Source organism: Ruegeria sp. AP7, from assembly GCF_056539905.1.
The window spans coordinates 83,907-103,460 of the sequence record NZ_JBQFVT010000014.1; the positions used below are offsets into that span (position 1 = coordinate 83,907).

Annotated in this window: 21 protein-coding genes; 16 read left to right on the forward strand and 5 right to left on the reverse strand. The window is 55.7% G+C overall.

Going from position 1 to position 19,554, the window contains the following annotated elements; all coding sequences use genetic code 11:
* Window position 1 precedes the first annotated feature (1 nt).
* The 7 genes from nuoK to ACR0KN_RS19390 are packed head-to-tail and all read left to right on the forward strand — an operon-like array spanning window position 2 to window position 8,736.
* Window positions 2-307, forward strand: a complete 306-nt coding sequence (nuoK, locus tag ACR0KN_RS19360) for an NADH-quinone oxidoreductase subunit NuoK (protein ID WP_005984024.1) — start codon at window positions 2-4, stop codon at window positions 305-307.
* 6 nt (window positions 308-313) lie between these two features.
* Window positions 314-2,476 (forward strand): NADH-quinone oxidoreductase subunit L, encoded by a 2,163-nt coding sequence (nuoL, locus tag ACR0KN_RS19365; protein WP_480655843.1) that lies wholly within the window; start codon window positions 314-316, stop codon window positions 2,474-2,476.
* Entirely contained in the window at window positions 2,476-4,020 is a 1,545-nt protein-coding gene (locus tag ACR0KN_RS19370) for an NADH-quinone oxidoreductase subunit M (RefSeq protein ID WP_260022805.1), read from the forward strand. Before nuoL ends, ACR0KN_RS19370 begins: the two co-directional genes overlap by 1 nt.
* 15 nt (window positions 4,021-4,035) lie before the next feature.
* On the forward strand, window positions 4,036-5,478 hold the full coding sequence (gene nuoN / locus ACR0KN_RS19375) for an NADH-quinone oxidoreductase subunit NuoN (RefSeq protein WP_480655845.1): 1,443 nt from the start codon (window positions 4,036-4,038) through the stop codon (window positions 5,476-5,478).
* A gap of 53 nt (window positions 5,479-5,531) precedes the next feature.
* The gene (locus ACR0KN_RS19380; RefSeq protein WP_170476520.1) at window positions 5,532-6,281 is read left to right on the forward strand and encodes a biotin--[acetyl-CoA-carboxylase] ligase; all 750 of its coding nucleotides are present in this window, start codon (window positions 5,532-5,534) and stop codon (window positions 6,279-6,281) included.
* 11 nt (window positions 6,282-6,292) lie between these two features.
* Window positions 6,293-7,072 carry a type III pantothenate kinase gene (locus ACR0KN_RS19385; RefSeq protein WP_010442755.1) on the forward strand — a complete coding sequence of 260 codons (780 nt, stop codon included), beginning with the start codon at window positions 6,293-6,295 and terminating at the stop codon, window positions 7,070-7,072.
* Complete coding sequence (locus tag ACR0KN_RS19390) at window positions 7,069-8,736, forward strand: ribonuclease J (RefSeq protein ID WP_480655848.1); 1,668 nt, start codon at window positions 7,069-7,071, stop codon at window positions 8,734-8,736. The genes ACR0KN_RS19385 and ACR0KN_RS19390 overlap by 4 nt, the downstream gene beginning before the upstream one ends.
* Here the strand turns inward: ACR0KN_RS19390 and ACR0KN_RS19395 are convergent.
* Window positions 8,733-9,434 (reverse strand): NUDIX hydrolase, encoded by a 702-nt coding sequence (locus tag ACR0KN_RS19395; RefSeq protein ID WP_170476514.1) that lies wholly within the window; start codon window positions 9,432-9,434, stop codon window positions 8,733-8,735. The genes ACR0KN_RS19390 and ACR0KN_RS19395 overlap by 4 nt on opposite strands.
* The gene (locus ACR0KN_RS19400) at window positions 9,431-9,829 is read right to left on the reverse strand and encodes a DUF983 domain-containing protein (protein WP_480655850.1); all 399 of its coding nucleotides are present in this window, start codon (window positions 9,827-9,829) and stop codon (window positions 9,431-9,433) included. The genes ACR0KN_RS19395 and ACR0KN_RS19400 overlap by 4 nt, the downstream gene beginning before the upstream one ends.
* Before the next feature lie 221 nt (window positions 9,830-10,050).
* Here ACR0KN_RS19400 and ACR0KN_RS19405 point away from each other — a divergent pair, with 221 nt between their 5' ends.
* From ACR0KN_RS19405 to ACR0KN_RS19420, 4 genes are read left to right on the forward strand one after another with little or no spacing between them, the layout of a single operon-like run.
* Window positions 10,051-10,506 carry an EF-hand domain-containing protein gene (locus ACR0KN_RS19405; RefSeq protein WP_480655852.1) on the forward strand — a complete coding sequence of 152 codons (456 nt, stop codon included), beginning with the start codon at window positions 10,051-10,053 and terminating at the stop codon, window positions 10,504-10,506.
* 6 nt (window positions 10,507-10,512) lie between these two features.
* The gene (locus ACR0KN_RS19410; RefSeq protein WP_480655854.1) at window positions 10,513-11,127 is read left to right on the forward strand and encodes an RNA polymerase sigma factor; all 615 of its coding nucleotides are present in this window, start codon (window positions 10,513-10,515) and stop codon (window positions 11,125-11,127) included.
* Entirely contained in the window at window positions 11,120-11,464 is a 345-nt protein-coding gene (locus tag ACR0KN_RS19415) for a hypothetical protein (protein ID WP_480655856.1), read from the forward strand. The genes ACR0KN_RS19410 and ACR0KN_RS19415 overlap by 8 nt, the downstream gene beginning before the upstream one ends.
* Window positions 11,461-11,934 carry a periplasmic heavy metal sensor gene (locus ACR0KN_RS19420; protein WP_480655858.1) on the forward strand — a complete coding sequence of 158 codons (474 nt, stop codon included), beginning with the start codon at window positions 11,461-11,463 and terminating at the stop codon, window positions 11,932-11,934. Before ACR0KN_RS19415 ends, ACR0KN_RS19420 begins: the two co-directional genes overlap by 4 nt.
* A gap of 4 nt (window positions 11,935-11,938) precedes the next feature.
* Here the strand turns inward: ACR0KN_RS19420 and ACR0KN_RS19425 are convergent, their stop codons facing one another.
* Window positions 11,939-13,339: a diguanylate cyclase gene (locus ACR0KN_RS19425; RefSeq protein ID WP_480655860.1), complete on the reverse strand. Its 1,401-nt coding sequence runs from the start codon at window positions 13,337-13,339 to the stop codon at window positions 11,939-11,941.
* 89 nt (window positions 13,340-13,428) lie between these two features.
* On the opposite strand from ACR0KN_RS19425, the gene ACR0KN_RS19430 reads away from it, so the two are divergent.
* From ACR0KN_RS19430 to ACR0KN_RS19450, 5 genes are all read left to right on the forward strand, one after another.
* Window positions 13,429-13,713 (forward strand): DUF3572 domain-containing protein, encoded by a 285-nt coding sequence (locus ACR0KN_RS19430; RefSeq protein ID WP_010442746.1) that lies wholly within the window; start codon window positions 13,429-13,431, stop codon window positions 13,711-13,713.
* 19 nt (window positions 13,714-13,732) lie between these two features.
* On the forward strand, window positions 13,733-14,425 hold the full coding sequence (locus tag ACR0KN_RS19435) for an HAD family hydrolase (protein WP_480655862.1): 693 nt from the start codon (window positions 13,733-13,735) through the stop codon (window positions 14,423-14,425).
* A 120-nt stretch (window positions 14,426-14,545) separates the two neighbouring features.
* On the forward strand, window positions 14,546-16,105 hold the full coding sequence (locus tag ACR0KN_RS19440) for a trimethylamine methyltransferase family protein (protein WP_480655864.1): 1,560 nt from the start codon (window positions 14,546-14,548) through the stop codon (window positions 16,103-16,105).
* Between the two features lie 122 nt (window positions 16,106-16,227).
* On the forward strand, window positions 16,228-16,815 hold the full coding sequence (locus ACR0KN_RS19445) for a heme NO-binding domain-containing protein (protein WP_170775727.1): 588 nt from the start codon (window positions 16,228-16,230) through the stop codon (window positions 16,813-16,815).
* Window positions 16,812-17,807: a diguanylate cyclase domain-containing protein gene (locus ACR0KN_RS19450; protein ID WP_480655866.1), complete on the forward strand. Its 996-nt coding sequence runs from the start codon at window positions 16,812-16,814 to the stop codon at window positions 17,805-17,807. Before ACR0KN_RS19445 ends, ACR0KN_RS19450 begins: the two co-directional genes overlap by 4 nt.
* A 14-nt stretch (window positions 17,808-17,821) precedes the next feature.
* On the opposite strand, the gene ACR0KN_RS19455 is transcribed toward ACR0KN_RS19450, so the two are convergent.
* Together ACR0KN_RS19455 and ACR0KN_RS19460 are read right to left on the reverse strand one after the other, a co-directional pair.
* Window positions 17,822-18,508 (reverse strand): CbiX/SirB N-terminal domain-containing protein, encoded by a 687-nt coding sequence (locus tag ACR0KN_RS19455; protein ID WP_480655868.1) that lies wholly within the window; start codon window positions 18,506-18,508, stop codon window positions 17,822-17,824.
* Window positions 18,509-18,580: 72 nt separating this feature from the next.
* On the reverse strand, window positions 18,581-19,513 hold the full coding sequence (locus ACR0KN_RS19460) for an AEC family transporter (protein ID WP_480655870.1): 933 nt from the start codon (window positions 19,511-19,513) through the stop codon (window positions 18,581-18,583).
* Between the last annotated feature and the right edge of the window lie 41 nt (window positions 19,514-19,554).

Here is a 19,554-nt window from a genome sequence, read left to right on the forward strand (position 1 = left end):
GATGATCGGACTTGAACACTATCTCACGGTCGCGGCGACGCTGTTTGTCATCGGCATCTTCGGTCTCTTCCTGAACCGCAAGAACGTCATCATCCTACTGATGAGCATCGAACTGATGCTGCTGGCGGTGAATATCAACCTCGTGGCATTTTCCAGTTTCCTCGGCGATCTGGTCGGGCAGGTGTTTACGCTGTTCGTTCTGACCGTGGCGGCGGCCGAGGCGGCGATCGGGCTGGCCATTCTGGTCTGCTTCTTCCGCAACCGCGGCACCATCGCGGTTGAAGACGTCAATATGATGAAGGGGTAAGAGAACATGGAAACCACCATCCTCTTTGCCCCGCTGGTGGGCGCGCTGCTCTGCGGGTTTGGTTGGCGCTTTATCGGCGAGAAAGCCGCCATGTGGACCGCAACAGGCCTGCTGTTTCTGGCCTGTCTGCTGTCGTGGATCGTGTTCTTCGCGTTCGACGGGGTTACGCAACAGATCGAGATCATGCGCTGGATCGAGAGCGGATCTTTGTCGACAAGCTGGGCCATTCGTCTGGACCGTCTGACAGCGATCATGCTGATCGTGGTGACGACCGTCTCAGCGCTCGTGCACCTCTATTCCTTCGGCTACATGGACCACGACCCGCAATGGCGCGAGGGCGAGAGCTATAAGCCGCGTTTCTTCGCCTATCTATCCTTCTTCACTTTCGCGATGTTGATGCTGGTGACAGCGGATAATCTGGTGCAGATGTTCTTTGGCTGGGAAGGCGTGGGCGTTGCCTCATACCTGTTGATCGGCTTCTACTATCGTAAGCCGTCGGCCAATGCCGCTGCAATGAAAGCGTTTATCGTCAACCGTGTCGGTGACTTTGGCTTTGCGCTCGGGATTTTCGCGCTGTTCTTCCTGACGGACAGCATCAACTTCTCGGACATCTTCGCATCCGCTCCTACGTTGGCAGAAGAGAAGCTGCACTTCCTGTGGGGGGAGTGGACCGCCATCGAAGTGATCTGTGTTCTGCTGTTCATCGGCGCGATGGGTAAATCGGCGCAGTTGATCCTACACACCTGGTTGCCCGACGCGATGGAAGGCCCAACGCCTGTATCGGCGCTGATCCACGCGGCGACCATGGTGACTGCGGGTGTGTTCCTGGTTTGCCGTATGTCGCCGCTGATGGAGTTCGCTCCGGGCGCGACCGGGTTCATCACTTTCCTTGGTGCATCGACCGCGTTCTTCGCTGCGACTGTGGGTCTGGTTCAGACCGACATCAAACGCGTCATCGCCTATTCGACCTGTTCTCAGCTGGGATACATGTTCGTGGCCGCTGGCGTCGGCATGTATTCAGCAGCGATGTTCCACCTGCTGACACACGCATTCTTCAAGGCGCTACTATTCCTTGGTGCAGGCTCGGTCATCCATGCAATGCATCACGAGCAGGAAATGACCGAATATGGTGGCCTGCGGAAGAAGATACCTTATACGTTCTGGGCGATGATGATCGGCACTCTGGCGATTACTGGCGTGGGTATTCCGCTGACCACTTTCGGCTTCGCCGGTTTCCTGTCGAAAGACGCAATTATCGAAAGCGCGTATGCCGGTGGCACTGGATATGCCTTCTGGATGCTGGTCATCGCTGCGATGTTCACATCGTTCTACAGCTGGCGCCTGATCTTCCTGACCTTCTATGGTGAGGAGCGTGGCGACAAGCATACCCATGAACATGCGCATGAAAGCCCAATGACCATGTTGGTACCGCTGGGCGTGCTGTCGCTGGGTGCAGTGTTTGCCGGGATGATCTGGTACGGCAATTTCTTTGGCCATGCGGATAAGGTGGGCAAGTTCTACGGGATTCCAGTGGCCGAGGCATCAGAGCATGCAGAGGCGGGCGATCACAGCAAAGCGGATTCGCATGGCGAAGATAGCCACGCGAACGACAGCCACGCAGACGATAGCCATGCCGATACCGCCCATGCGGATGACGGGCATGGTGAGAAGGACTCGCATGGCGGCGATCACCACTATGTCTTTGCCGGAGAACCGGGTGAAGGTGCGCTTTATATGGCACCCGACAACCATGTGCTGGACGATGCGCACGCAGCCCCGAAATGGGTTAAGGTCTCACCCTTTGTAGCGATGTTGCTTGGGTTCATCGTGGCTTACTGGTTCTACATCGTGAACACCTCGCTGCCTGCACGTTTGGCCGCGAACCAGCGTCCGCTCTACCTGTTCCTGTTGAACAAATGGTACTTTGACGAGATCTACGACGCGATCTTCGTCAAGCCCACCGTGGCGCTTGGCCGGTTCCTGTGGAAGCGCGGCGACGGCAACACGATTGACGGCTTCCTGAATGGGGTTGCGATGGGCGTTGTGCCCTTCTTCACGCGCCTCGCCGGGAAAGCTCAAACTGGTTACATCTTTACTTACGCCTTCTGGATGGTCTTGGGCATCGCCGCCCTTGTCACCTGGATGTCAATCGGCGGAGGCGCACACTAATGGACAATATCCTATCTATTGTCACCTTCATCCCCGCGATTGCAGCAGGCATTCTGGCCCTGTTCTTGCATGGTGAGGACGTAGCCGCGCAACGCAACGCGAAATGGGTCGCGCTGGTTGCCACAACCGTGACCTTCCTGGTTTCGATCGGCATCTATACCGGTTTTGATCCGTCCAATACCGGCTTCCAAATGGTGGAAGAGGGCGAGTGGCTGCTGGGCCTGAAATACAAGATGGGTGTGGATGGGATCAGCGTTTTGTTTGTGCTGCTGACCACCTTCATCATGCCGCTGACCATCCTGGCCAGTTGGAACGTGACGGATCGGGTCAAAGAATACATGATCGCCTTCCTGCTGCTGGAAACGCTGATGTTGGGCGTCTTCATGGCGCTGGATCTGGTGCTGTTCTACCTGTTCTTCGAGGCGGGCCTGATCCCGATGTTCCTGATCATCGGTATTTGGGGCGGCAAAGACCGGATTTATGCCAGCTTCAAGTTCTTCCTCTACACCTTCCTCGGCTCGGTGCTGATGCTGGTGGCGATGGTTGCCATGTACGCGGATGCGGGCACCACGGATATCGAGGCGCTGATGAGCCATCAGTTCTCGTCCGAAGGGTTCAGCGTGCTGGGCGTGTATATCGTCGGCGGAATGCAGACGCTGATGTTCCTGGCCTTCTTCGCGTCGTTCGCGGTGAAGATGCCGATGTGGCCGGTGCACACGTGGCTGCCGGATGCGCACGTTCAGGCGCCAACGGCGGGATCGGTTGTTCTGGCTGCGATCCTGTTGAAGATGGGTGGCTATGGCTTCCTGCGTTTCAGCCTGCCGATGTTTCCTGTGGGCTCGGCGGTGATGACCGATGTGGTGCTGTGGATGTCAGCGATAGCCGTTGTCTACACCTCTCTGGTCGCGCTGGTGCAGGAGGATATGAAGAAGCTGATCGCCTATTCCTCGGTCGCACATATGGGCTTTGTGACCATGGGTATCTTTGCAGCGAACCAGCAGGGCATTGACGGCGCGATCTTCCAGATGCTCAGCCACGGGTTCATCTCGGCCGCGCTCTTCCTATGCGTCGGTGTGATCTATGACCGAATGCACACCCGCGATATTGAGGCGTATGGCGGTTTGGTAATCCGGATGCCCGCCTATGCGCTGGTCTTCATGTTGTTCACCATGGCAAATGTTGGCTTGCCGGGTACGTCCGGATTCATAGGAGAATTCCTGACCCTGATGGGCGCCTTCCAGGTCAACACATGGGTAACGGCTGTGGCCGCGACCGGTGTGATCTTCTCGGCCGGCTATGCGCTTTGGCTGTACCGCCGTGTGGTATTCGGCGACCTGATCAAGGAAAGCCTAAAGGCCATCACCGACATGAGCTCGCGCGAGCGGCTGATCTTTGCGCCACTGATCGTGATGACCATTCTGCTGGGGGTTTATCCTTCGCTGGTGACCGATGTGATCGGCAACTCGACGGCTGCGTTGATTTCGAACTATGACACGGCTCTGGCCGCGGCTGAGACCGCGACCCAGTCAGCTGCATCGCATTAAGGAGGCTTTGGAGACATGATCCAGGCTGATCTGACAATTATCCTGCCGGAAATCGTTTTGGCGATCTATGCGATGGCGGCGCTGATCGGGGCTGTCTACACAACAAAAGATGGGCTGGCACCGGTGTTGGTCTGGTCAACAGCGGGGCTTATGGCGTTGCTCGCGATCTGGATCGCAACCAATGGCGATGGCACGAATATTGCTTTCAACGGCATGTTCGTGGATGACGGATTTGCCCGGTTTGCCAAAGTTGCAATCCTTCTCTCTGCAGCAGCTGTCCTGCTGATGAGTCAAGATTACATGGCACGCCGTGGTCTGTTGCGTTTTGAATATCCGCTTCTGGTGGCTCTGGCCGCTGTTGGCATGATGATGATGGTCAGCGCGGGCGATCTGATGTCACTTTATATGGGCCTCGAGTTGCAATCTCTGTCGCTCTACGTCGTGGCTGCGCTGCGTCGGGACAGTGCCAAATCGACCGAGGCGGGACTGAAGTATTTTGTGCTGGGCGCGCTCAGTTCCGGCCTGCTGCTTTACGGCGCGTCGCTGGTTTATGGCTTTACCGGAACGACTTTGTTCTCGGGCATCATCCAGACCGTGCATCACGACGACATATCGCTCGGCCTACTGTTTGGCCTTGTTTTGCTGATATCGGGCCTTGCATTCAAAGTCTCTGCCGTGCCGTTCCACATGTGGACACCGGATGTATATGAAGGCTCACCGACACCCATTACCGCGTTCTTCGCCACTGCCCCGAAAGTGGCCGCGATGGCCCTGTTCGCGCGTGTTTTGCACGATGCCTTTGGCGGGGTTGTCAAAGACTGGCAGCAGGTGATCGTTCTGTTGTCAGTTCTGTCGATGCTGCTGGGTGCGGTCGCGGCGATTGGGCAGCGTGACATCAAACGCCTGATGGCGTTCTCTTCGATTGCACATATGGGCTATGCCCTGATTGGTCTGGCCGCTGGTACCGAGATGGGCGTCAAGGCCATGCTGATGTATCTGGCAATCTATGTGACGATGAACATCGGCACATTCGCCTTCATCTTGATGATGGAGCGTGATGGCAAGCCAGTGACGGATATCGATGCTCTGAGTCAGTATTCAAAACGTGACCCCGGGAAAGCTCTGGCTGTTCTGATCCTGATGTTCAGCCTTGCGGGCGTGCCCCCGATGCTGGGCTTTTTCGCCAAGTTTGGCGTCTGGCAAGCTGGTGTAGAGGCCGGGTTGACCGGTCTGGTTATTGCCTCGGCAATCGCTTCGGTCATCGGTGCGTTCTATTACTTGCGGATCGTGTTCTACATGTATTTCGGGGCTGAGAACGAGGACCCGATCGAAACGCGATCGTCACCAGTTCTGTGGGGCGCTCTGATGGGGTCTGCCGCGCTGATGCTAATCGGTGTGTTTTATCAGTTCGGAATCGAAGGCGCTGCAGCTGCAGCGGCGACAACGCTTGTCAACTGATCTTGGTTCCGTAAACAGAAAGGGGCTCGGTCACTGTACCGGGCCTTTTTGACATGAGTGATTGGCCGCAAGGATACGGGCTGCATGTACTGCAGGAGGTGGACAGCACCCTAAACGAAGCCGCGCGACTCGCGCCGACCGCCTCGGGACCCGTCTGGATTTTGGCGCATCGCCAGACCGCAGCGCGCGGTCGGCGTGGTCGTGCTTGGACCAACCCCAAGGGCAATCTGGCCGCGACCTTGCTGATGCGACCGCCCGGAGATCCGGAACAAGCCGCGCTTCGCAGTTTCGTCGCGGCCCTCGCACTTTACGATGCCTGCGTCGCGGTGACCGGTCGAGCGGCGGGTCTGTCACTGAAGTGGCCTAACGATGTGTTGCTCAACGGTGGCAAGCTGGCTGGTATCTTGCTGGAAAGCACTGGGCAGGGACGAGGTGTCTCGCATCTGGCAATCGGCATTGGCGTCAATCTGTCCGAGGCTCCCAGCGCTGGCAGCGTCGAACCCGGCGCCGTGCGGCCGGTGTCGTTGCTGTCGGAAACCGGTTCCCATGTCACGCCTGAGGATTTTCTGGCAGAACTGGCTTCGGCCTATGCCCACTATGAAACCCAGTTCATGACGTATGGTTTCGATCCGATCCGCACCGCGTGGCTCTCTCGCGCAGCGCGGCTGGGTGAGGTTATTACCGCGCGTACCGCTGCGTCCGAGACGGTAGGAACCTTCGAAACGGTAGACGCGGGTGGCAGCCTTGTCCTAAACACCGCCAAGGGCCGTGTCAGCATTCCTGCCGCGGACGTCTATTTCTAAAGGGGGCACAAATGCTTCTGGCGATTGATTGCGGCAATACAAACACTGTTTTCTCGATCTGGGATGGCGAGAAATTTCTGTGCACCCTGCGCACCTCGACCCACCATGCGCGCACCGCGGATGCGTATTTCACGTGGTATTCGACGTTGGTGAAACACTACGGAATTGAGGTGGACATTACAGATGTAATCATCTCATCGACGGTGCCACGTGTTGTTTTCAACCTGCGGGTCTTTGCAGACCGTTTCTTCGGATGTCGCCCTCTGGTCGTTGGTAAACCCGACTGCCTGCTGCCCGCCAACCCTCGTGTCGACGAAGGCACGCAAGTCGGACCGGACCGTCTGGTCAATACAGCAGGGGCCTTTGACCGCTTTGGCGGCGATCTGGTTGTGGTGGATTTCGGTACGGCAACGACATTTGATGTCGTCGCTCATGACGGTGCCTATGTTGGCGGAGTTATCGCGCCTGGCGTCAACCTCAGCCTTGAGGCACTGCACCTCGCAGCAGCCGCGTTGCCCCATGTGGACATATCGAAGCCGCAAAAGGTGATCGGGACCCACACGGTAGAGTGCATTCAATCCGGTGTCTTCTGGGGCTATGTCGGCCTGGTGCGCGAGATCTGTGAGCGTATTAAAGCCGAGGCGGGGGTGCCTATGAAAGTAATCTCGACCGGGGGTCTTGCGCCCCTGTTTCAGCAAGCCGCTGACCTGTTCGACGAGTTTGAAGATGATCTGACGATGCACGGCCTGACCGTGATCCATCGCTATAACAAGGAAAATGGCTCAACATGAGCAGTGAACGACTGATCTATCTGCCGCTGGGCGGTGCAGGCGAAATCGGCATGAATGCCTATGTCTATGGCTACGGCAAACCAGGTCAAGAGCGGTTGATTCTGGTGGACCTCGGGGTTGCTTTCCCGGACATGGATACCTCGCCCGGCGTTGATCTTATCTTTGCCGATATCACATGGCTGAAGGAGCGTGTCGATCAGCTTGAAGCGGTCTTTGTCACTCATGCGCATGAGGACCACGTCGGAGCGGTCGCGCATTGCTATGAGTCACTGGGTGCCCCTGTTTATGCGCGTGCCTTCACGGCGAATATTGCGCGCCGCAAGATGGAGGAGCATGGTCATCCGACCGAGACGGTGCGAACAGCATCTCCGTGGCCCGAACAGATCAATGCCGGACCATTCACAGTTGGTTTCTTGCCGGTATCGCATTCGATCCCGGAAAGTGCGGGGCTGGTCATCGATACTCCTACTGGACGCGTTGTGCACACAGGTGATTTCAAACTTGATGCCAACCCAATTGTGGGAGAGCCGTTTGATCCTGACTTGTGGTCCGAGGTGGCCAAGTCGGGTGTCAAAGCGTTGGTGTGTGACAGTACTAACGTCTTTTCATCCCACCCCGGCCGCTCGGAATCCGAGGTCGGGCCTGAAATCACGCAGCTGGTGCGGGATGCCAATGGCATGGTTATCGCAACCACATTTGCATCGAACGTGGCGCGCGTGAAAACGCTTGCCGAGGCTGGCCAGAAGGCTGGGCGTTCGGTCGTATTGCTGGGCCGTGCGATGCGCCGGATGATCGAGGCGGCGACTGAAACGGGCATTCTCAGCGACTTCCCGAAAGTCATAAGCGCGGAAGAGGCGCTGGATGTCCCGCGCGCAAACCTGATGCTGATTGTGACTGGCAGTCAGGGAGAACGTCGTGCGGCCAGCGCCCAACTGGCGCGCGGTAAGTATCGCGGGCTTGAGGTGAAAGAGGGGGATCTGTTCCTGTTCTCGTCCAAGACTATCCCAGGAAACGAACGCGGTGTGATCCGCATTATGAACCAGCTCAGTGAAAAGGGCGTGGATGTGGTCGATGACAGTTCGGGGCTGTATCACGTCTCGGGTCACGCGAACCGGCCTGATCTGGAAAAGGTTCATGCTCTGGTTGATCCGCAAATGGTCATCCCGATGCACGGCGAGCACCGCCATTTGCGTGAACATGCCAAACTGGCCGAGGCGGGTGGCAGGAACGGAATTTTGGCCGTGAATGGCACCATGTTGGACCTGACCGGAAATGCTCCGAAAGTGGTAGACTACATCGAGACGGGCCGGACCTATCTGGATGGTACGGTCAAGATTGGCGCATTGGATGGTGTTGTGCGTGACCGTATCCGCATGGCATTGAATGGCCATATCACAATCACAGTCATTCTGGACGAAGAAGACGAACCTTTGGGCGAGCCATGGTGCGACACGATGGGACTGCCCGAGATCGGATCGTCCCGTGCCGGTCTGGTCGAGGTGTTGGAAGAAGATTTGAACCAGTTCCTGATGCGCGCTGGCGCAAAAACGCTGCGCGATGACGACAAGCTGGAAGAGGGGTTGCGCCGGATTGCGCGCCAGACCGCCCAAGCTGAGATCGGCAAAAAACCCGAGGTGACGGTAGTCGTCAGCCGGATGCGTTAGCTCGTGTAGGGCATTGGAAAGCCGCGCAATTGCAGGAACAGGCTGGCTTCTTCGTTGTTGAGGAAAAAAGGCACTGTGTCCGGCGGGCTTGGGTCTGCAGCGCGCGCGGCGATTTCGGCCAGAACGACTTCGGTGATGAAAGGCAGATCGAATTCGCGCGCCTGGCTGATTTTGACCCACTGCAAATGCGATAACTCGTCCGAAGCATGCGTGAAGTCATCCAGATCGCCTTGAATCGCTTTTGCATCGACCAAAAAGAACCGGGCATCAAACCGGCGTGAGCGACCGGGTGGCGTGACCGCCCGGAACACGAATTGCAGCGCTTCTGCGGAAGGTTGGTAGCCCATAGCGGCAAAGCTCTGCCAGTCGTTCGAGGCCTCACCCTGCCATTCGCCCGGTTGCCCAAGGATCAATCCGGTTTCTTCCCACAATTCACGGATCGCGGCAGCCGCCAGTGCATTCTGCAACCCTGGTTCGGATCGCTGTGACAGACGTTCGGAGCAGAGATCGGGTAACTGAGTGCTCAATGGAACGTGCGCGTCTTCAGGGTCGACTGCACCGCCGGGAAAGACAAATTTGTTTGGCATAAACGCGGCTTTCGCACCACGCTGCCCCATCAGGATCGAGGGATCGCTGAGCCTGTCGCGCAGAACGATGACGGTCGCGGCATTGCGAATGGCGGTTTTGTCCGCGCTCATGCAGATTTGCCAAACCCGTGCATCCGACGCGCCCATTGATATGCGACCACAGCCCCTTTCAAGCGAGGCAGAAGGTACAGCGAGAGGGCAACGCAGGCGATCGAGAAGCCAATTGCCATGACCCAAGGGTCAGGCCGCCAGTGTACGTATGAGATGTGCAGCGCAGGCGCCAGAAGGTGCCCGACAATCAAAATGGTAAGATAGGCCGGGCCATCATCGGCACGGTGGTGAAACAATTCCTGACCGCATTCCGAGCAACTATCATTCACCTTGAGATAGCTGTGCAACAGTTTGCCCTCGCCGCAATTCGGGCATTTGCAACGAAACCCACGGATCAGTGCGGGTTTGGTCGGGCGGTCGTCCTCGACCGCAGTGTCGATAGTCTGATCAGTCATTTAAATCTCGCGCGTTTCTATTCGGGCGATATAGGCCGTTTCCAACCCGTCGGAAAAGGGGGGTGCGTCGCTTTGTGGCGATTGCTTACAGCGTATCAGCAACTGATCGAATTTCAAACATGACGAAAAAAGTTGTGCGCGATGCGACGGAAAGCTGCCCGGGCTGCGTTTTAAGAAGTATCAACAGCGGCAAGGTGCCGCTAAATTCAGGGAACTTTGTAATGAAAACCAAAACTTTCATCTCCGCCATCGTTCTTGCGGCAGTTGCAGTATCCGGCAGCTCAGCACTGGCCAAAGGGCCGCGTCCGACGTTTCAGGAACTGGATGCCGACGGAGACGGGCAGGTAACGCAGGCCGAGATCGCGGCGCATCGCAACCAGAAGTTCACGACCGCGGACACGGACGGAGACGGGCAGCTGAGCGTTGAGGAAATGCAGGCAGCAGCACAGGCGAAAGCCGGCGAGCGTGTCTCTAAGATGTTTGAGAAGCACGATGCTAACTCCGATGGTTTCCTCAGCGAAGATGAATTGCCGAAACCGCGCCGTGCCTCCAAGATGTTCGAGCGTATCGACGCCGATGGGAACGGATCGATATCAGAACAGGAATATGCGGATGCGAAAGACAGGATGGGTCGGAAACACAAACGGCACCAGAAGTCGGACACAGACAACAACTGATACGGGATGGAGGATCTGACCTCTTACCCAAACGAGGCGCACGGCAGTTTTTCTGCCGTGCCCGAGCTCAGCGACGAGGAGTTGCTGGGCCGGTTTGCTGATGGCAATGCGGCTGCGGCCCGTCTGCTGACCGGGCGGCTTGGACCGCGCAGCTATTCCGTGGCCTTGCGAATGTTGGGAAATCAGGCGGAAGCCGAAGATGTGACACAAGAGGCGATGATGCGTCTTTGGAAGATGGCGCCTGACTGGGTGCCGGGACAGGCGCAGATTTCGACCTGGCTTTATCGTGTGACATTGAACCTGTGCCTGGATATGCGCCGAAGAAATCGGCCTGATGCGCTCGAAAATGTTGCCGAGCCAGAAGACGAATCCGCCAGCGTGGTTGATCGGATGCAAGATACCGAGCGTAAGGATGCGTTGCAGGCGGTATTGGATCAGTTGCCGGATCGGCAACGGCAAGCTGTGGTTCTGCGGCATATCGAAGAGTTGTCCAATCCTGAAATCGCAGGGATTATGGATATCTCGGTTGAGGCGGTTGAAAGCCTGACTGCGCGTGGAAAACGATCACTGGCCGCACTACTTGCGGGGCGTCGGGATGAACTGGGGTACGAACATGGCTGATCATGACAAAAAACTCGAACACCTGTTTGCGCAAGCGCGCGACGCTCGGGATGTGTTCCCGGACGATCTTGCCGTCCGAATTGAAACCGATGCAGAGGCGGTTCGGTTGGCTCGATCCGCTCGCAAACGGCGTCGAACATGGCGGGACCGGATGAATGTCATCGGCGGATGGCATGGGGTAAGTGGCCTTGTGGCCGCAAGTGCAGCTGGCATCTGGATCGGGTTTTCTGCGCCTGCTTTTCTACCTGACCCTGCAGATTATTTTGTCTCGCAGGATGCAACCTATCTGATGGCTGAACTAAACTTAGATGAAAACTATCTGGAGGACGCGGAATGAGCGATAATCCTGCACCCAAACGCAAATGGATGCCTGTTCTGCTGATCGCTTCGCTTGCTCTGAACCTGCTGATTGCAGGAGTCGTCCTGGGTACAGCCTTGCGTTTCAAAGGCAGTGATCGTGCCGCCATACCGCCAGGATTTGGCCCAGCATTGTACTATGCCCTGCCCAAATCTGATCGCAAAGCTCTCAAAGGTGAATTGTCAGATCTGCGGGGCAAAGGATCGCATCGACGCAAACAGGATTTTGGTGCGCTTAGCCAGGCCTTGCGAGCCGTGCCATTTGATCCGTCTGCGGTTGAAGATTTGCTTGAGAAGCAGGCGCAGGCAACGGCAGAGCTGCAAACAGCGCTGCACCAGCAATGGCTTGCGCAAGTCACGCAAATGAGCGCGGAAGAGCGGGTCAAATATGCGGATCGGCTGGAGGAGGTCGTCAAACGCGGCCCAGGTAAACACAAGAAACGAAACTAACTCGTCAGGCTGCTGAACTACGGATATGCACCTGATTGCGACCCGCATTTTTCGCCGCATACAAAGCCTGGTCGGCTGAACGGATCAACTGACCGACGGCATTTCTGCGACCTGCAATATTCAGATCAGGTGAGGAACACCATTTTACGCCTACGCTGATCGTGATCGAGGTCAATATGGATTCGTCCGGCAGGCAAAACGGTTTATTGCAAATGCTTTCGCAGATCATGTCCGCGTGTTTTAACGCCTGCTCCGCCGAGCAATGAGGAAGCCCAATCATGAATTCCTCTCCGCCGATGCGTGCGACAAAGCCGACCTTTCCTGTTGCAGCCTGAAGCCTGCGCGCTGTTTCTGTCAGAACGATGTCACCGCCAACATGACCAAAGCGATCATTAATCGCCTTGAAGTGATCTAAATCCGCCAGCATCAGTGCAAACCCACGCCCTGTTTTCAAGGCCTGGTGGGCGATCTGATCAAGTGCCCTCATGGCGAAACGACGATTGTGTAACCCTGTCAGGGGATCGGTTAGCGATTCGGATAGATCTTTACGTATCGACGCGCGCAATTTGTCGTCGCGGGTTTTGCGGGCGATCTGGGTATCGAGCCGGAGCGAGATTTCGTCCGGGTGGAAACCTCCCATACAAATTGCATCAGCCCCTTTATCCAAAGCCTCGGCGGCGAGGGTCGCATCCTCGTTTGACAGAACGCCGATTAATACGGTGTTTCGGGTGGCACTGCGGGATTTTAGATCGGCCAGGATGTGCCCTCCTGATCCGCCGGGCGCAAGCTCGACGACAATGGCATCAGGAGCAGGTTCAGAGAAAACGCCGTGCAGATCGGGTAAAGTGTAATTGGACAGGCGGTATCGTGTTTGCTGTGCCAACGCACTACCCCATAGCGCTCCGGCGCGTGGGGTTTGGGTCAACAACGCAATCTGCGCGATCGCAGGTGGCGCAAGCGGTGTCTGTGCCGCCTCACCAAAACCAATGGATTGGTTGCCGTCCCCAAGACGCAGTTCCTGCCGATCGGCACGAGAGCGCAACAGGCTGCGAACACGCGCGAGAAGCAAAGTATCCTTAAATGGGTAACCCAGCACGTCGTCTAAACCATCCGATAAGGCCTTTAATCGCGCCGTCCTATCATTTTGCGGCGTGATGGCAACAATCGGTACATCAGCCAAAGCGGGATCAACCGCCATTAACTTCTTAACGTCCGAGGCGGTCCCGTCGGGCAAGGTTTGGGCGGTCAAAACCAAGTCAGGACGCGTGCGCCTTAGTAAAGCACCCAATCCGGCCAGCTTTTCCCCTTGTACAACATGATACCAGGCCGCGGTGAGCTGGACCTTAAGCATAATGCGATTGGTCGAGACCCCGTCGAGGACCAGTATGGTACCCTGTACAGACATTGCCGTTCACCGTTAGATTGCGTGCGCTACCAAAGTGTTTATGAGTCTGGTTAACAAACCCTTTCTAAGAGCGTCGTCGAGGCCAGATAATGCCGATCTCTGTCCATTCTGCTGAAACATTGGCCCTGAGGGTGCTGAATTGGTTGGTTGGAAATGATGAGTTGCTCCCAGTTTTTCTGGGTGCAACCGGCGCTTCCATAGAGGATTTGCGTGCTCGGGCAGGAGAAAGCGAGTTTTTGGGATCGGTACTGGACTTTCTGATGCTTGACGATTCCTGGGTGATCGCCTTTTGTGACGCCCATTCCGTGCCCTACGAAGAACCGGGCCGCGCCCGCGCTGTGTTATCCGGCACTTCTGATATGCACTGGACCTGACCAATAGGAGCCTAAATTTATGAACATTGACGCCCTCGTCTTCGACAAGGACGGCACGCTTTTTGACTTTGCGTCTACATGGGGTGCGTTCGGACGTATCGCACTTGAACGCCTATCCGACGGGGATACAAAGCGCGCGGCTGAACTTGGCCAGGTCATCGGTTTTGATTATGCCGAGGAGAGGTATAGCCCTGACAGTATCGTTATTGCAGGAACCGTCGATGAAATTGCGCGTGCCCTGACGCCGCACTTGACTGGAATCGCTCAGCATCAAATCGTCGAAACTCTCAATGACTCATCCGCAGCGGCAGAGCAAATGCCTGCTGTTCCTCTCGCACCTTTTCTTGAAAATATGCGAAAGGCCGGGCTTAAACTGGGTGTAGCGACCAATGACGCCGAGATACCGGCGCTGCGTCATCTCGAATCGGTCGGAGTTCGGGGCCACTTCGATTTTGTTGCAGGGTATGACAGTGGCCATGGCTTCAAACCCGGTCCAGGACAGCTTTTGGCATTTGCCAAACATGTCGATGTTGATCCGTCGCGAGTCGCCATGGTTGGTGACAGTCTTCATGATCTTGAAGCGGGTCGTGCCGCAGGCATGGTGACGATTGGTGTTCTTACTGGGCTTGCCACAACAGAAACGCTCGAACCCTTGGCAGATGTAGTTTTACCCGACATCGGCCATATTCCCGGCTGGTTGTCAGAAATCTGATTGTTTGGTGTTCTGAAACGCCGGTTTGAACGACAAAACCGACACCACTTGTCGCAGATAGAGCGGCCAGAGCTAAATCTTCGGGGCTTTCTTGAGAAAGAGAGCGCCAGGAGGACAGCTATGGAAGACAGCAGGACACGCAGACGCCGCAGCGGTGGCCGCGCTGGTGCAGCCACCCGTCGCGGTAGCGAAGTCATCGATCAGATGCCGTGGAATCCACCTGTGAACTTAGACCGGCCAACAGAACCGTTGGGGCCAGAGGGGATTGAGGCGATCCACGAAGGAGCTATGCGCATCCTCGAAGAGATCGGTATCGAGTTCTATAATCAGGAAGCTCTTGGCATTTTGCGCGAAGCTGGCTGTACAATCTCTGGCGATAACGTCCGTATGGGGCGGGACTTTGTCATGGAAATGGTGCGCAAAGCCCCCAAATCATTCACAATTACGCCACGCAATTTGGACCGTCAGATCGAGGTTGGAGGCAAAACCATGTTGTTCGGCAATGTTTCTTCACCGCCGAACTATTGGGATATGGAAATTGGTAAAAAAGTGCCCGGCACCCGACGGATGTGTCAGGATTTGCTGAAACTGACGCAGTATTTCAACTGCATCCATTTTGCCGGAGGTTATCCGGTTGAACCTGTCGATATCCATGCCAGCGTCCGACATCTTGATGTGCTTTATGACAAGCTCACGCTGACTGACAAGGCGATGCACGCCTACTCACTAGGTAAGGAACGTGTCGAAGATGTGATGGAAATGGTCCGCATCGCAGGCGGTTTGAGTCACGAAGAGTTTGAGGCATCGCCTCGGATGTATACTAACATCAACTCGACGTCACCGCTCAAGCACGACCATCCGATGATCGATGGTTGTCTGAGGTTGGCGCGGCGCGGACAAGCGATTGTGGTAACTCCGTTTACTCTGGCAGGTGCAATGGCCCCTGTGACGATGGCGGGTGCGGTCGCCCAATCGCTGGCCGAGGCATTGTGTGCTATTGCGCTGTTCCAATATGTCCGGCCCGGCATTCCATGCGTGATTGGGACGTTCACCTCGAATGTTGATATGAAGTCCGGAGCGCCCGCGTTCGGGACGCCGGAATACATGCGCTCGACGCAGATGACCGGACAAATGGCGCGGTTCTATGGATTGCCGATGCGCTCTTCGGGTGTGTGCGCTGCGAATGTGCCAGATGGCCAGGCCATTTGGGAGACATCAAATTCACTGTGGGCCGCTGTTCAATCTGGAACAAACATGGTCTATCACGCGGCTGGTTGGCTGGAAGGCGGTCTGATCGCGAGTCCTGAGAAATTCATCATGGATTGCGAAATCCTGCAACAGATTCAGCGATATATGCAGCCGGAATTGACAGCAACAGGACCGGACGAGATCGCCCTTGAAGCAATCCGTTCAGTGGGAAATGACGGGCATTTCTTTGGCATTCAACACACACAGGATCGCTATACCACGGCGTTTTATCAGCCGTTTCTGAGCGATTGGAAAAACTTTGAGGCCTGGGAAGTCGCTGGCGGTATCTGGACTGCGGAACGGGCCCATCGAATGTTCAAAGAAATCGTTAACAATTTTGAAGCGCCGGCATTGGACGAGGCGATCCGCGAAGAGCTTGAAGACTTTGTTGCCCGCCGCAAGGCTGAAGGGGGCGCGCCGACAGATTTCTGACCTAACCGAACCACGCAGATTAGTCATGAATGTCTAACATTCTCATGATCTCGGCCAGGATATTGGGTGTTTGTTAAGTTTTCTGGGGTCACCTGAAGCAGATATCCAATTCGAGTTGTTTCATGCATGGGCTGATTAACAGGGCGATCCAATCATTCGTTTGTGCCACTTATGGGCGCCAATGCTGGCTGCAGGCGACCCAAGCCGCAGGATTGGATTTCGTCGAATTCGAGGCGATGCTGATCTATGAGGCAGAGGTTTCAGATCGTGTGCTAGACGTGCTTTGTACCGAATTGAACCGTCGAAAATCCGAGTTTCTTGAGGACTTGGGAACCTACCTCGTATCACATGCGAATATGGAGGACCTAAGGCGATTGCTGCGTTTCGGGGGCGTAACGTATGTCGAGTTTCTGCACTCGCTAGATGATTTGTCTGATCGAGTGCGCCTTGCTGTTTCGGATCTCACGCTGCCGGACCTTGAATTGCAGGAACATTCATCAGCGGAGTACCAACTATATTGCTCTCCCGGACTGCCGGGATTTTCCAGTGTTATGACTGGTGTTTTGCGGGCTATGGCGGATGACTACGGCGCACTTGTTGTTCTTTCGAACGAAGAGCGTCGAAATGGGTCAGAGCTCATTTCGATTACACTGATCGAAAGCGCCTTTGCCGAAGGGCGTCATTTTGAGCTTGGGGCGCGGAAATCATGATCGAAACCGAAGATCTGGGTTCCCTTCTCGATACTTTGTGCCCCATGTATGTTCTTATCAATGATGAGGGGCGAATTGTTCAAGTGGGCCCCACAGTGCAGAAACTGCGCCCGGAGCAACCCATGGCAGGGCGGCGTTTTCTTGACGTCTTTGAGTTGCAGCGCCCGCGTTCTGTCACTGAGTTTCCGACGTTGCTTTCGACGCCAGGCGCGCGGTTACGTCTTCGTTTCCAAGTTCAACCGCAAACAGCCTTTAAGGGCCTGATCGCGCCACTTTCTGGAAAGGGTGCATCGGTTGTTAACCTGTCATTCGGAATTTCAATATTGGATGCGGTGCGAGACTATGCACTGACAAGCGCAGATTTCTCAGGCACCGATTTGGCGATCGAATTGCTGTATTTGGTCGAAGCTAAATCTGCCGCGATGGAGGCTTCCAGATCATTGAACCTGCGTCTGCAAGGTGCAAAGCTGGCGGCTGAGGAGCAGGCCTATACAGACACGCTGACCGGGCTAAAAAACCGGCGTGCAATGGACCATATACTCGGGCATTTGATATCAACGAAATCGTCATTTGCATTAATGCATCTGGATTTGGATTTTTTCAAATCGGTCAACGATCGTCTGGGCCATGCCGCAGGGGATTTTGTGCTGCAGCAAGCCGCAATGATCATGCTTGATGAAACGCGGAGTGATGATACGGTCGCTCGTGTCGGCGGGGACGAGTTTGTCCTGATTATCAAAGGGATGACCGACCGGAAAAAACTCGACAGCATTGCCCGACGCCTGATCGCGCAACTTTGCCAGCCGATGAAATTCGAGGGAGCGGTCTGCAGTGTATCAGCGAGCGTTGGTACTGCTTTGTCGACCCAGTTTGAAAAGCCACAAGCGCAGGATGTACTGCACGCCGCTGATCTGGCGCTATATGCCGCAAAACGAAACGGACGATCTTGCCACCAGTTCTACTGTGAGTTTTCGGATGCACAACAATCCTGATAGAATGCGCTTGCCTAAATGGCGTCCAATGTCGCAGCGATATGTTGTTCGACTTGGGGTAGCTCAGAAATGACTGGCATAACTTGGCCGGCGAAGTTTGCGCGGGCCAATTCTTGCGGCACATCTTCGAGCACATGGCCTCCGGTGCAGGCAAAGAAGGGCAGGCAAAGCGCCTTTTCACCACATCCTGATGCTGCCTCGGCAATGCTTGGAGATTGCTCAACAAAGCCGGTTCGGGTGCTTTTGAATGTGACCAATTGGCCCAGCGTATCTGCAAACCCATGGGCCACCGTTGCCGGGTTATTGCTGCGCCCTGAACCATGGGCTGCGATTACCAGATCAGTGTCAGGTGCTGACCATCCCAGATTTTCAAGTTTTTGATGCAGGGCGCTTTTAACCAAAAATGGCAACTGCGGATCGATACCCAGAGGATCCAGAATTTTGACCGACCGAGAACCAAGTCGCTTAGGTAAAGCCTTGGTTACAAACCAACCCTTCGCCATGAACAACGGATAGATCGCTATGTCGCCGGGCAATTCGTCAAGGCACGTCTCAAGCGTGTCAGGTGCAGCCAAAGTGGCGGAATGAACCGAGACCCGATGACACAGTGAATCTATTTGCCTGGCAAAGCGCGCCAGCGCCGCCTCGGCGGGTGCCGGATTTGACGGTTGTCCATGTGCGACGATAACGGCGTGTGGCATGCGGTGCTCCGAGATGGTGCTGCGAAAGATGTCCTGCTTGTTCGCAGAGTCAATGCAGGATTTTTGATCTGGCTATCCAAGTAGGGTCAACCAAAGCCAGACAGTCAGTATGGATGATGCGGTGCCGATCAAAACTGAAGATGCAGCAACCCGTTTGGCGCGCCCATACATATTTGCAAAGATATAGGCGTTGAAGCCCGGAGCCATCGCAGCGGTAAGAACACCTGAGCGAAACAGATCTTGCGGTAGCGCCAGTGAAGTTCCGAATAGCCATACTAGGCTTGGATGTAGCAACAGCGAGATGCAACAGACGAAGATAATGGCGCGCAAATCGCCTTCGGGTCGGTACTTCACCAGTACGCCCCCCAATGCGAATAGTGCGCCGGGTAGGGCCGCGCGCGTGATCAGGTTCAACGCGTCATCAACCACGCCCGGTATTACAAACCCGGTAAGATTGACAACAAAGCCCAGTGAGATGCCCAGTATCAACGCATTCTTGAACATTGCGGACAATACGGATTTCACCATCCGCGTCCCACCATGGCCACGGTTTCGAAAGATCTCCATCACGGTGATACCAACGCAATAGCAAAACGGTGAATGGAAGGCGATGATCGCAAAATTTCCCGTCAAGTTGTCCGGTCCGTAGGCACGTTCCGTGATGGGCAGCCCTAAAAGCACTGAATTTGAGAACAAGCAGCAAAAGCCAATCGCGATCGAGTCCTCCCACTCGCGTCCGAATATGAGGCGAGCGCCTACCATTCCGGCGACAAAACAGAGGCCAGCTGCCGAATAGAAACTGGTTAATAGTCTGGGGTCGAAGCTTGCGTTGAGATCGAGATTGGCGATGGCCAGAAACAACAAACAGGGAATGGCGAAGCCCTGCGTGAATTTCATCAACCCGTCGATATGATCTTCGCGGAAATATCCGAACCGGGTTGCCGTATACCCGGCGCCGATGACCAAAAACACCGGCAGGATGACATCGATCAGGCTTTGGAACATGTCGCTGCCATCGACGGTATCGCGCGCGCGAACAGCGTCTT